The sequence below is a fragment of the Streptococcus sp. IsoGale022 genome (genome assembly GCF_031142805.1).
Lineage (GTDB): Bacteria > Bacillota > Bacilli > Lactobacillales > Streptococcaceae > Streptococcus > Streptococcus sanguinis_A.
Genome location: NZ_JAKZJI010000001.1, coordinates 200021 through 214196 on the forward strand (window position 1 = coordinate 200021; position 14176 = coordinate 214196).

Consider the following 14176-nt stretch of genomic DNA (forward strand, 5'->3'; position numbering starts at 1 on the left):
TTCCTTAGATAAAATCTTTTATAATAAGCCCATTATACTATGTAAGCGCTTTTATTTCAATCTATTCTATCTTTTATCTATGAAAAACGTCAAAATATCTATAGAAGCAGAAAAACACAAACGATTGCGCCTTTCTGCTTCTTTTGGTACAATAAAGCCAATCAGTGAGAATGAAAAGGACAATTTATATGGAAAACCAAACCTTAATGCAGTATTTTGAATGGTATCTGCCAGATGACGGTCAGCATTGGAATCGCTTAGCGGAAGACGCACCTAACTTAGCAGCCAAAGGAGTTCGTAAGGTCTGGATGCCACCCGCTTTCAAGGGAACCAGCTCTAATGACGTCGGCTATGGCGTATATGACCTCTTTGATTTGGGAGAGTTCGACCAAAAAGGGACTGTACGCACCAAGTATGGATTGAAGGAAGAATACCTCCGAGCGATTGAGGCACTTGGGCAGAACGGCATCGAAGCTATGGCGGATGTTGTCCTCAATCACAAGGCCGCAGCTGACTACAAAGAGCGTTTTACCGTCGTTGAAGTTGATCCTAACGACCGCACAAAGGTCTTGTCAGAACCTTTCGAGATCAAAGGCTGGACTAAATTTGTCTTCCCAGGCCGCAAAAAAGCCTATAATGACTTTGAATGGCACTGGTACCACTTCACCGGCACTGACTATGATGCCAAAAACAACAAGTCAGGCATTTTTCTCATCCAAGGGGACAATAAAGGTTGGGCAGATGATGAGCTAGTAGACAATGAGAATGGTAACTACGACTATCTCATGTATGCGGATATTGATTTCAAGCACCCCGAAGTCATCCAGAATCTCTACGACTGGGCTCATTGGTTTATTGAAAGCACTGGTGTTCATGGCTTTCGCTTAGATGCTGTTAAGCACATTGATTCATTCTTTATGAAGAATTTCATCCGCGATATTACTGAAAAATACGGTGACGATTTCTATGTCTTTGGGGAATTTTGGAATAGTGACGAAACAGCCAATAACGATTATCTAGAAAATATTGACTACCGCTTTGACCTAGTCGATGTTAAACTTCATCATAATTTATTTGATGCCAGCAAATCTGGAGCAGACTATGACTTGCGCACTATTTTTGATCAGACACTTGCAAAAAATCATCCTGAATCGGCTGTAACCTTTGTGGACAACCACGATACTCAGAGAGGTCAGGCTCTGGAATCTACTGTCGAAGAATGGTTCAAACCAGCTGCCTATGCTCTCATACTTCTAAGAGAAGCTGGATTGCCCTGCGTCTTTTATGGAGACTACTATGGCATTAGCGGAGAATTTGCCCAAGAGAGCTTTCAAGAGCTACTGGATAAACTCCTAGACATCCGTCTCAATCTAGCCTATGGTGATCAGACCGACTACTTTGACGATGCCAACTGTATCGGCTGGACTCGCCAAGGTAAGGACGATGATGGTCAGCCAATCGCTGTCCTTATCAGTAATGACCAAGCAACAAGCAAATCTATGTTTGTCGGTCCAGAATGGGCTAGCAGAGAATTCAGCGATTATCTGGGCAACAGCTCTCAAATCGTAACAATTGACGACCAAGGCTGGGGAGAATTTCCTGTGGAGGAAAAATCAGTCAGTGTCTGGAGTGTTAGGTAATCAATTTACTTACATATAGCAAACTAAAAACCGATTCGTAGTTCACTGCGAATCGGTTTTTAAGTTTCTAGCCTTTGAGATAGTTGAGGAAGAGGTCTTGTTTTCTATAGAACTGATGTTACTTAGAAATCCCCGCCAATAAGATAGAATGAAGTTCACTCACTCCACCAATCCACTTCTTATATAAGCATCCACCATACGCTCTGTCGCTACAACCGAATCGATATGGGTACGCTCATAAGAGTGGCTGGATTCGATGCCGGCACCTAACAGGGCATGCTTGACTTCTGCTCCTGCACTCATGGCAGCAGAGGCGTCTGACCCGTAGAATGGATAGATGTCCAGTTTGTAAGGAATGTCCTGATCCTTAGCTAACTTAACCAAATGCTGCCGGAAGCCATAGTGATAAGGTCCTGAAGCATCCTTGACACAGATAGAAACCGTGTATTCATCCGTCTGCTGGTCGTCACCCATAGCGCCCATATCAACCGCTAAGTACTCTACCGCTTGCGCCGGCAGACTGGAATTAGCTCCATGACCAACCTCTTCAAAGACACTGAAAGCAAAATGAGTCGTCACCGGCAGCTGAACCTTTTCCTCTTTGTATACACGCAAAAGATTGAGCAAAATAGCTGCGCTGACCTTGTCATCCAGAAAGCGAGACTTGATAAAGCCTGACTCTGTAACAGTGGTACGCGGATCAAAGGAAATAAAATCCCCTACTTCGATTCCTAAATCCCGCGTTTCTTTCTCACTCGTCACCTTTTCATCCAAACGGACTTCCATATTGTCCTGAGTACGCTCAACCGTTCCAGCATCTTTATAGACATGGCAGGAAGTCTGATGAACTAAGATAGTCCCATTGACGGTCTTGCCACTGCTGGCCACATGGACTAGACAGTTTTCTCCTTCAATCATATTCCAAGGGAAACCGCCAATCCGATCCAGTTTAAGTCGACCATCAGACTTAATCGCACGGACAATAGCACCAAGAGTATCCACATGGGCAGTCACTACCCGATGCTGGGTATCATTTTCGCCCTTAACTACAACATGAACACCGCCTTTATTGGTCCGAACAGGCTCATAGCCCAATCCTTCCAGCGTGTGTACCAAATAGTCTGCCACCTCAGCCGTAAAGCCTGTTGGGGAAGGGATAGCCGTTAATTCTTGTAAATATTGAACAGTTTGATTCATGAATGACTCCTCATCGTTTTTCTTTATTATAGCACAAAGAAAGCCTGAGCAAATAGATTTTCAGCAGGCTTTTAATGATTTTGAGAAATTTTGAAACCTCTACTTCTATTATTTCATTTCCATTCTTCCTCATAGAAAAGCTAAAATCATCTAGGTACAAAGACGAGAAAAAATCATCTCAGCTAGCTGAGATGATTCGTTTGGCTAATATTAATTAGCTTTTTTGAAACGATAGACAAGAGCTGATAAAAGAATCAGAGCAAATCCTGCTGCTATCGCAAAGATAGATGTTTCGCTGCCAGTTTTCGGCAAAACTTTTTTGCCAGTTGCTGATCCAGTAACATCTTTTCCATCTTTATCTGTCGAATTACCTGGGGTTCCATTTTTCGACCCGTCTGGTTTATCACCAGATGATGATGGTGGTGTCGAACCTGAAGAAGGTGGCGGTGTACCTGGTCCTTGTGGACGTCTAGCTTCAAATGTCCATGTGCCTGTAAATTTGACATCTGCGCCTGCAATAGTTTTACTATCTGCGTCATATTTGAGGAATTTCCAAGTACCATCACTTGCTTCAACAGTTTTCTTAACTGGCTGAACCGCTTGAACGGCAGCACCGTCTGCATATTCAGTGGCATCATTTGGTAACAATGCTGTGACTTCTTCTGGCAAGCTACGATTCGGATCTGCGCTTACAAATTCATAAGTCGCCTTATATTTCGGTGCTGGAGTGAAATTCCATTTACCAGTAAATTTAAGGTCCTTATCCGCAACAGTCTGGCTATTCGTTTCCGCATAGCCTTCGAAAGTCCATGTGCCTTCAGTAACTGTAACACTTGTTCTAGCAGGTTGCTTAGCGTCTACATTAATACCACTAGTGTAGCGATTAGCATCTGCTGGAAGCAAATCAGTTACTTCTTTTGGCAGATTTGGATAGGCTGCATTGCTGCTGAGAAACTCATAGCTAACACCATAGTCTTTATAAGTGTTTGTGAATACTGGATTATTACCTTCGACGGTAGCTTCCAACTTGCCCTTGCTTGCAGTCACTGTGACAGTCACTGTATGCTCTGCGCTATCGTAAGTCACTCCAGCTTCATTTCCAGCTACTTCCGTCAGCTTGTAAGTATAAGTGCCTTCTTTATCATAGTTGATTTCAGGAAACTTGATATTACCATTGGCATCATTTGTTGCTTGAAGTTCCACGTTATTTCCGCCAACCTCAGTCAGTTTGAAAGTATACTTTCCAGCTTCAAGTGCTTTACCATCCAGAACTTTCTTAGCGGTAATCGCTGCAGTTGCTGGCTCTAACTTGTAGGTATTGGTGAAAGCCTCACGGTCATAATTAACCGCTGCTGTCTTAACGCCGTTGTTGTCTGTTACAGTAACAGTAACATTGATGTCTGAATTGGCATCGTTTGTCACACCTGGCAGATTGCTTGCTCGTTCACGAATGACATAGTTAAAGGTTCCCTCTTTTTTGAAACGAAGTTTCTTAAAGGTTACGGCACCAGCTTTATTGGTTACCGTTTGAACAACTTTATCGTTGTCATCCTTATTGATCAAATCAAAAGTAAATTCACCATCCTCCAAATTGCGGCCAGTCAATTCCTTTTTGACTTTGAAGATAACTTCATCCGAACGAGTACCTTCCCCGACACCATCAAGAGTTGTCAAAGGTGCAAATGGACGTGCTAACAAATCAGGCATCTTTTGCCCATTAGACGTAACGGTTACATCGTTAAAGGCTTTTTTGGTTACCTTATCTACTGGCTCAGTCAAACGAGTCCGGTAAATAACATAAATCCCTCTTCCATTCAATTCCCCAGCATTAACTGTGAAATGATTGGAGTCTGTGACTGTCACAATCTGGCTCGAATTAAATGATTGACGTGTGCCAGAAGCACCTTCCCACTCAGTAAAGTAGTAACCTTTAATCCCTGTCTCTTCATCCAGTTCTTGATCTTCTGGAATAGCGTCCTCAATGACAACTTGACCAAGATTTTGGACATCGCGATTGACACGAATACGCCAGTTGACGTAGTTTGGATCCTTAGAATCCTGAACACCCCACTTGGAATAACCCTGAGGCTCCTCATCAACCTTGATACGCTTCAGCTTGTAAGTCCTAGCACCCGGAAAGTTAACTTCTTGTTCTTGGTCATAAGGCATATTATCAGCCCAAACCACTGTGAAAGAAGATTGAATACGCTTGGTATCTGACATTTTCGCAAAATACTCAGCATTTGTGACAGTAATGGTTGCTGTATTGGTAACAGGATCTGTCACTAACTTGGCAACAACAGTGCCATCCGGTGCGCTTATGTTTTCCTCCAAAGTTCGCTCAATTTTGAACTGTGATGGAACTCGATAAACCATGGTATCACCATTATTTAATACTTTGCTATCTGCAAATGTATAGGTCGGAGCAATGTAAAATTTACCTTCACCGTAGCCTGTATCCTTTAAAGGATTAGTATTAATAGTGACGTTTGTAGTTAGTTGATAGTCGCCATCACCTAACTCTGCAGCAGAAACCCTAGGACTTGAGCTTAACAAGGGAATAAAGGTTGATACCAAAAGCAGCAAAGTCATCAGAGCATGAGACACTTTATGATAAGTTTGTTTCACCTTGAATGCGGTCCTCCTTCTTTTTAAATTTTATTTTTGACAAATGCTGGCAGGCACACCATCACCTGTCTACCCCCTCATTTTCAGTCGATTCTAAATCAAGATTTATTACCAAACTAAAAATGAATGTGTTTGTATATGATAAGCGAATATGACATATACATATCAATTATAACATAAAATATTATAATTGACTCTTTGTGAACTACTTTTTTTAGTGGCAATTATCTGCTTTTTGTCTACTTTCATTACAAAAAAGTTACAAATTGTTTTTTTATCTAACTCGGATGGATTATTATTGTTTTATTAGAAATAAATAGCAGAAAAAATACCTAGACTTTTTACAGTCTAGGCATTTTTAAATATATACGGAAAACAACTTATTGCTTACTTATTAAAGATTGACTTTCTGAAGTCATCTGTCTCACGAAGATAAGCATTGTAAATCTTCTTCTTGAGCAGGTTGACCCAGCTGGCATCGACACGGCTTGTAGCATTGGCAATGTTGCTCACATCCTCTGCTACTGCTGCGTCCATCAGCCTTTGCATATCTGCATAAGAGCGAATGGTTACTTTCTTAGTACTGCTTGGATTTCTGAGTTCGTACTCAATGGTGATTGGTTTGAGCTTGGTCAGCTGATCAATCCGCTCCTTATACATCGCCTTCTTGAAGGCTACCCAAGAGTCATATTCACCTTTGAATACATTTTCCAAGACTTTCTGGTCAGTCACGAGACCAACATCTCTTCCGGACCATCCGTCCCACGTTTTCTTGCCTTCATCAAAGGCTTCCTGAGAGTACTTACCAGAAACATAAGGAATAAATCCTTCATGGTAGCCTTTGGCTGCCAGCAACTCATAGGCTGTGCGGCGGAACATAACGTCGCCCGGAGCTCCATTTGGATTGCTCAAGGCTGAGTAGATTGGTGAGAAGAGACTGAGACTGAGATAGCCATTTCGTGCATATCTACCACTATCCTTGTTCTCCCGACGAGTGATAACATCATTTTCAATCAAAGAGTCAAAGGTCTTCAGCTGCTTGATTTCTTCAGCAGTGAAGGTTCGTGTCTGGTTTCCAGCGTGGGTTTCCTTACCATACTTATCAGTAACGTAGTAATTCTCCATCTTCCTGAACCACTGAAGTTTCGCATCATCACTCTGCTTCAGCATAGAAGTACCTTCTAGGTAATCCAGCGTGTAGATCATGTCAAACATACCATGGACATAGTGTTGCAGATCTTCTGCATTTTGAACGCGTTCTTTGAAGTTATATGTGTGTAGACGCGTCTTAGAATCCTTGTCGACCTTGAAGAGGGTATTGAGCGTAATGGTTGCCTCATCCGCACTTGGAGTGGACTGCAGGAGTCCGCGAGCATAGAGCTCAGCTCCCAGACCTTCACGGCGGCTATTGCCCTCAAAGTAGATGCCTCCGTCAGAATTATGGGTCATCTCATGCGTGTAGACTGAGTTACCATAGTCTTCTAACAATTTAGCTGCATCAAAGTGGGTTACGCTTCCCGTAGCATAGGCATTGTAGCCCTTGCTTGGATACCACTTGCCAGCTGGTCCAAAGAACTCCTGCATAGCCAGTGATTTCTTGTCATTAGCTGGAGCCCAATATCTTTGACCTGTCTTGTCAACCAATGAGAATCCATCGTAAACCAGAACAGAACGGAAGAGCTTGTCCTTGCTTTCATCGCTTAGAATCTTATACCAGAAGTCATAATGATCGCGCTGGTACTCAGCTGTTTTTCTCACTCGGTCTTCGACATATTCCGCTAGCTCGGCATCTGTTCGCACTCTGCCATTGGCATCAAGGCGATAACGGTCATAAGTCCCCATGGAGATGGTGGACATATTGGAGATAGCATAGACACCCTTCTCAGTCATGGTCAAGAGTGGCAGGAGCATGCCCTTGTGTTCCCAATTATCAGCAGTAATCTTGTCGTAAACGCCGACAGAGTACTTGCTCTTGTCCTCAGCTGCATCCTGAAGCTGTCTCGCTTCTGCTATATCCGACTTAGCCTCAACGATGTAGGCTTTTGTATTGGTCTTGAGCCATTCATTATTGCTCTTGCCCGGCAGGAAGAGCTGACGATAGCCTTCCAGGTAGTTAAAGATCCCTCGCTTACCAGTCGCCTCAGAGAGCGATGTATCATAAGCCATATAGTTGTTCTTTGCTTTAAGATTGTTCATGCCTGACTTACCAAGTGAAATAATGGTATCTAAGGTTGAAGCATTATGATTTCCAAAGAAGTCAAATTTATAGGCCGACAAATCCTTGACATTGATATTGTCATAGTTGATATTATACCAACGGTTGAGATAGGTTAGACCAAGTAAGAAGGCTTCTTTATTGTCTTTAATTTGCTGAGTTATATAGTCTGCTACAACATTACCTTCCGTATTGATAGACTTGTCCATAGCCAGTACCTTGCGCAGCTCTTCTGACAGCTTGGTCTTGACTTGGTCAAAGGCAGTATCCAGATAGAGATCATCCAGAGAAGTGTCAGCATTCACGCCTAAAACAGTCCGCATAGCTGGCGAATCAAGGGTAACCTTGTTCAATTCCGGCAGCACTTGATTGAGAACTCTGCTATAGTCTGATAGGAAGGCTTCTGGTGTATAAAGGAGGTCTAAGCCATTTACAGTATATTCTGCAATTGCCTTATATTTGAAATCTCCCTTATAGGTCAGATTCAGGTATTCAACTGTATTATCCTCGAAGTGCAGCATCAAGCGATTAATCGCTGTCTTGTTGCTATTGATATCAGTGATAATCTGGTTGCCCTTCATTGGAACAACATCCAGCAAGTACTCCTTATTGAGCTTGTGATTATCTGGAAGTTTATTTCCATAGGCAATGATGGTCTCCTTATTATAGAATGGAAGGAGTTTTTCCATGTTAGCATAAGCTATTAGACGGTCTTCTCGAGCATTCTTTTCCTGAGCATAGTTGACAGAATAAAGGTTGAGATTCGTGTCTTCTAGCGTTGTCGTAATATCTAAGCTAGCTAGCTTCTCTTCTGCCTCGTTCAGAGTCAGTGTTGATGTGACAAACTTGTCATTTTCCAGTGTTGTATTTCCTTCAACGGCATAAGCTTCTGTGATACGGTTATTCTCATATCCCTGATCGCCAGAAATACTGTAAACATTTGTACCGCTGACATTGCTGATGACATTATCAATCAAGCCATTGAAGTAATTGGAACCAACCACACCACCAATCTGACCATTCTTAGTAGAGTTTTGAATCTTTCCAGTTACATAAGAACGGCTGATGCGGGCATTGTTTTCTAAACGGCCAACCAGGCCGCCGAAGCGTTGGTTATTCGCTCTAGCGCCTGCTAGAATGGTCACATCTGCCCTGCTTTGGCTAATCAAGGAGTTTCCTCCCTTAAGATTGGCAACCAAACCACCAACATTGTATTCTTTGCCCTGTTTATCATTTGACACGATAGTTCCAGTAAAGGAGCTATTGGTAATTTGGGTATTGTTAGCAATAACGACTAAACCTGCTACCTGTGAAGCATTTTCTTTTACTTCTACTCTACCTTGAACGGAAACGTCTGTGATTCGAGCCCCTTCTGCATTACGAGCCAAAGCCGCTGAGTCATAGGTGCCTACAATATTAACCTCTTTCAGGTCCAGATTGGAAATAGAGGAACCACTCTTGAGGTTTTCAAATAAAGGTTTGGCTAGATTATAAATTGCGTACTGCTTGCCATTATGACTACCAGTCAGACTGCCTGTGAAGTTCCCTTTGAGGTAGACATAGTCCGCAGGTGCCAGACTGACCTCGCTAGCATCCAAATCAGCTCCCAGAACATAGTTGCCAGCCATATTTTGCTTCATCGCGTCTATCAAGCCAGCAAAGCTGGTGTAGAGATTTTGCTGACTAGAAACAACTGCCTTACTGATATAGAAGTCATAGCCAGACTTATAGCCTGTCTCACCTTCTTGAACCAGCTCAGGTAGAGAGACCGTTACCTTGTAGACAGCTCTGCCATCTTTCTGGCTTTCTGCAATGCTGTGAACCGGCAGGAGCATTTCTTTAGATTCACTTGATTTGACTTTGACAAAGTAGGTAGACAAATCCGTAGGCATAGAGCTCATGGACACGACGCGCTTAAACTGGTCGTTTTCTTTTCTGTAAAACTCAACCAAATCAATATCTCGAAAGGCAATCTTCTTGTATTCCAATTCAAAATTGCGGCTGTCGGTTTCAAGGTCTGTGAAGCTGCCATTATCCAGTTCATAAGTCAGCTTGGTTTTCAGGGTATATCCTGTGTAGTAGTCTAAGTCGCCAATCTTCAGACTTCCTGCGAAATTGGTAATCGGAAGAGTGCGGACAAGCTGATCTCCCTGATACAATTCTGCAGTCGCTGAACGGAAGGACTGAGTTTGGTCTTGAAGTCTGTATTGAACCGTAACCGACTTATCATCAGGATTTTCTGTCAGACTTAGAATGGAAACTGACGGCTTGACTTTAGGCACTCCATTTAGAGCTTCTTTGGCTGCTGTCAGGCTAGCAAAAGCTTGATTGACCTGCACTTGTGTAGCAGTTTGATTGTTCAGAACTCCTTCTGCCTTGACCAGTTCGTCCCTATAAGCTGTCTGCTTATCTGAATCTGCATTCTTATATTTTGGAGTCGCTTTGATAGTTTGATTTAAATCGTACTCGTTTTGAAGAGCAGTTTTGACAACCTCAAGTCCGCTTAACTGTGCCTTGGCTTGATTGATTCGTTCCACCAGTTGGTTAACTTCTGCTTGGCTAGCATGTGATTGGCTCAGAATCGCTTGACCTGCTGTCAAAGCAGTATCATAGCTAGATTGTTGACTCTGACTATCGTTGAAATAACGTGCCTGAGCTTTAATCTGTTCTGCTTCCGCCAACAGATTATGAAGTGGAATTAAATCGAACTCTTCTAAGGCTGCTGCTTTCGGCGCATCGTTTGGAACCAGATGTGGCTTAGCTGTTCCGACTTTGATAACTTGCGTTACTGGAGCTAGAGTTTCCTCGTTGGACAGCTCTTGGCGGTCAACTTCTTGGCCGTTGGAGCTATAGACACGGGTCTTGATTGTCCGTTCACCTTGGACACCTGGGGTTGCAATTTGACGGGCATTACGAACCAATTCGTCCGTTTCTTCTTCATGAGTTGAGAAGTTGATTTTCTCAACACGCGTTTCATCTGTATAAGTCAACGGGTACTCTGGCAAGGCGTCTGCTTTTGGTGCTTCATTCGGTACCATATTTGGCTTAGCTGTACCAACTTTAACAATTTGTGTTACTGGAGCTAATGTTTCCTCGTTGGATATCTCTTGGCGGTCAACTTCTTGACCGTTGGAACTGTAGACACGAGTCTTGATAGTACGCTCGCCTTGCACACCTGGAGTCGCAATTCGACGGGCATCACGAACAAGTTCATCTGTATATTGCTCTTCGATGTTAAAAGCTATTTTCTCAACACGCGTTTCATCTATATAAGTCAGTGGATACTCTGGCAAAGCTGCTTCTTTCGGTGCATCATTCGGTACCATAGTTGGCTTAGCCGTACCAACTTTGACAACTTGAGTAACAGGTGCTAGAGTTTCCTCGTTGGACAATTCTTGGCGATCGATTTCTTGACCATTAGAGCTGTAAACGCGAGTCTTAATGGTACGCTCGCCTTGAACACCTGGAGTCGCAATTTGACGGGCATCACGAACCAATTCGTCCGTTTCTTCTTCGCGAATGGTGAAGTTGATTTTTTCAACTCTAGTTTCGTCGGTGTATGTCAGCGGATATTCTGGAAGAACTTCTGCTTTCGGTGCATCGTTCGGTACCATACTTGGCTTAGCTGTACCGACTTTGACAACTTGCGTTACTGGAGCCAGTGTTTCCTCATTCGATAACTCCTGACGGTCAACTTCTTGACCGTCAGAACTGTAGACACGAGTCTTGATAGTTCGCTCACCCTCAACACCTGGGGTAGCGATTTGACGGGCGTCCTGAGGCAATTCATCGGTGTATTGTTCCTCGATGTTAAAGGCAATTTTCTCAACACGCGTTTCGTCTGTATAGGTCAGTGGATACTCTGGCAAAGCCTCTGCTTTTGGTGCATCATTCGGTACCATATTTGGCTTGGCCGTACCAACTTTAACAATTTGTGTTACTGGAGTCAGTGTTTCCTCATTGGAAAGCTCTTGTCGGTCAACTTCTTGGCCGTTGGAACTGTAAACACGGGTCTTGATTGTTCGCTCACCTTGCACACCTGGAGTGGCAATTTGACGGGCGTCCTGAGGCAATTCATCGGTGTATTGTTCCTCGATGTTAAAGGCAATTTTCTCAACACGCGTTTCATCTGTATAAGTCAGTGGATACTCTGGCAAGGCGTCTGCTTTTGGTGCATCATTCGGCACCATATTTGGCTTAGCTGTTCCGACTTTGACAACTTGCGTTACTGGAGCTAGAGTTTCCTCGTTGGACAGCTCTTGGCGGTCAACTTCTTGGCCGTTGGAACTGTAGATGCGAGTCTTGATTGTTCGCTCGCCTTGCACACCTGGAGTCGCGATTTGACGGGCGTCCTGAGGCAATTCATCGGTGTATTGTTCCTCGATGTTGAAGGCAATTTTCTCAACACGCGTTTCATCCGAGTAAGTAAGCGGATATTCTGGAAGAACTTCTGATTTCGGCGCATCGTTTGGAACCATGGTTGGCTTAGCAGTACCAACCTTAACAATTTGTGTTACTGGAGCTAAAGTTTCTTCATTAGACAGCTCTTGGCGGTCGATCTCCTGACCATTGGAACTGTAGATACGGGTTTTAATCGTACGCTCACCCTCAACACCTGGAGTTGCAATTTGACGAGTACCTTGGACTAGCTCGTCTGTCTCTTCTTCACGAATAGTATAGTTGATTTTCTCTACGCGGGTTTCATCTGTATAAATCAGTGGATACTCTTGAAGGGCATCTGCTTTTGGCGCATCAGCTGGAATCAGACTTGACTTACTTGTTCCGACCTTAATAATCTGAGTGACTGCTGCAAGAATTTCTTCATCCGATAAAACTTGGCGGTCAACCTCTTGGCCATTCGAGGTATAGATACGAGTGGTAATCGCTCGCTCACCCTGTACACCTGGTGTGACAACTTGGCGACTGCCTTCTGGAATCTCATCAGTATACTGTTCTTCGACGGAAAAATCGATCTTTTCTCTTCTTGTTTCATCCATCGCAGTCAGCTCTAATTCTGGGACTTCTTGCACGGGTGCGTCATCTGGTGCGGTACCATAAGTTGTTAGCTCAGGCACTTCTTGAACCGGTGCAGTATCGGGCGTTGTGCCATAAGTAGTTAACTCCGAAGCTTCTTGTACTGGCGCTGTATCGGGTACAGTGCCATACGTTGTTAGTTCTGGAGCTTCTTGTACTGGAGCCGTGTCTGGTACAGTGCCATAAGTCGTTAGCTCAGGTACTTCTTGGACTGGCGCAGTATCGGGCGTTGTGCCATAGGTCGTCAATTCGGGAACTTCATTTACGGGTGCGGTATCTAGTGACGTACCATAAGTCGTCAATTCTGGGACTTTATGCACTGGCGCTTCTTTTGGTACAGATTTTACTGCAGCAGTTCCAACCAATACAATTTCCGAAACTGGCTCTGCAGTTACCTGGTCTGAAATCACTTCGCTTTTTACAATTTCTTTACCTGCAATATAATTGCGAGTGATAACTGTACGAGTCCCTGCAACTCCGGCACGAATAACCTGAGATTGCCCCTCTGCTAGCTCATTTGAATATTGGTACTCTGTTTGATAAGGCAGCACTTGAGTTTGGCTGCTTTCTTGGCTCTTGAACTCCAGCTCTGGTACTTCAGTGACTGGAGAAAGCCGAGCAAATTCACGCTCTTTGGCAGCAATAATCTCTTTTTCTTGCTCTGTCAGTTTCTCTGTTTCAGTAGATACAGGCTTGTTGGCAGTACCCGGATTCCCAGAAAGACTAGCAGATTTGCCCGCTTGTTGATCGACTTCAACAGCTGACAAGTCCTTTTGTGCCGTAGGAAGCTGATGACTTCCTGCTGCGTTCTCCTTGCCCTGTTCACCGCTTTTCAGATAGCCAACATACTCAAAACCAGCAATCTCTAAAGGCTCAGGCAGCTTATCTCCCACTGTCAAATTCAGCCTTTGATTGTAAGCGGCTAATTCAATATTGGTCACTGCAAATACAGAAGGAGCTAGGAGAATAGAGCCTAGACCTGTCACCAGCAAAATAGAAGACAGGTACCTTTTGCCATTTCTACCTCGAGCAATTACTAAGACTGCTAAAGTCAGCCCAGCAGCTGCAAAAGTTGCTTCCCACAGACTTGAGTAGCCCGTCTTTGGCAAACTTTTTGCCAAAAGCCCCTGGGTCTTTGGACGGTAAACCAGGTAATAAGCATCAGAGTTTTCTTCCACAAACTTTGGAAGCTCCTTAACAACAGCATTCTTCTCAGCTTCAGTCAGTTCAGACTCTACTACGTAGTGATACTGGACTGGAACGGTTTTGCCTGCTGAGACTTCTGCAGCCTCAACCGTGCTTATATTTCCCCCTATGGCGGTACTCAAAAAGAAGCTTCCGATAGTGGCAGAAACCAGTCCTACTGATAACTTTCTAAAAGAATAGCGCTGGAGCGTATCACCAGTGATTCTTTTTTCCATAATAATTCCCTTTTCTCCATATAATAATCTCTTAAAATTTT

At 43.7% G+C, this 14176-nt stretch carries 4 protein-coding genes; 1 reads left to right on the forward strand and 3 read right to left on the reverse strand.

Annotation, left to right across the window (positions count from 1 at the left end):
* Window positions 1-170: 170 nt before the first annotated feature.
* On the forward strand, window positions 171-1640 hold the full coding sequence (locus tag RG608_RS00925; RefSeq protein ID WP_268686619.1) for an alpha-amylase: 1470 nt from the start codon (window positions 171-173) through the stop codon (window positions 1638-1640).
* A 159-nt stretch (window positions 1641-1799) separates the two neighbouring features.
* Here the strand turns inward: RG608_RS00925 and RG608_RS00930 are convergent, their stop codons facing one another.
* The 3 genes from RG608_RS00930 to RG608_RS00940 form a co-directional block, all read right to left on the reverse strand.
* Window positions 1800-2837 (reverse strand): M42 family metallopeptidase, encoded by a 1038-nt coding sequence (locus RG608_RS00930; RefSeq protein ID WP_268686618.1) that lies wholly within the window; start codon window positions 2835-2837, stop codon window positions 1800-1802.
* Window positions 2838-3047: 210 nt separating this feature from the next.
* Window positions 3048-5465 carry an SHIRT domain-containing protein gene (locus RG608_RS00935; protein WP_268686617.1) on the reverse strand — a complete coding sequence of 806 codons (2418 nt, stop codon included), beginning with the start codon at window positions 5463-5465 and terminating at the stop codon, window positions 3048-3050.
* Between the two features lie 387 nt (window positions 5466-5852).
* On the reverse strand, window positions 5853-14135 hold the full coding sequence (locus RG608_RS00940; protein WP_308946426.1) for a ZmpA/ZmpB/ZmpC family metallo-endopeptidase: 8283 nt from the start codon (window positions 14133-14135) through the stop codon (window positions 5853-5855).
* Window positions 14136-14176: the final 41 nt, after the last annotated feature.

What these genes read in the sequence shown, in the direction of transcription:
- RG608_RS00940 (WP_308946426.1), bottom strand. Translation starts at nt 14,135, where the DNA reads ATGGAAAAAAGAATCACTGGTGATACGCTCCAGCGCTATTCTTTTAGA.
- RG608_RS00925 (WP_268686619.1), top strand. Translation starts at nt 171, where the DNA reads ATGAAAAGGACAATTTATATGGAAAACCAAACCTTAATGCAGTATTTT.
- RG608_RS00930 (WP_268686618.1), bottom strand. Translation starts at nt 2,837, where the DNA reads ATGAATCAAACTGTTCAATATTTACAAGAATTAACGGCTATCCCTTCC.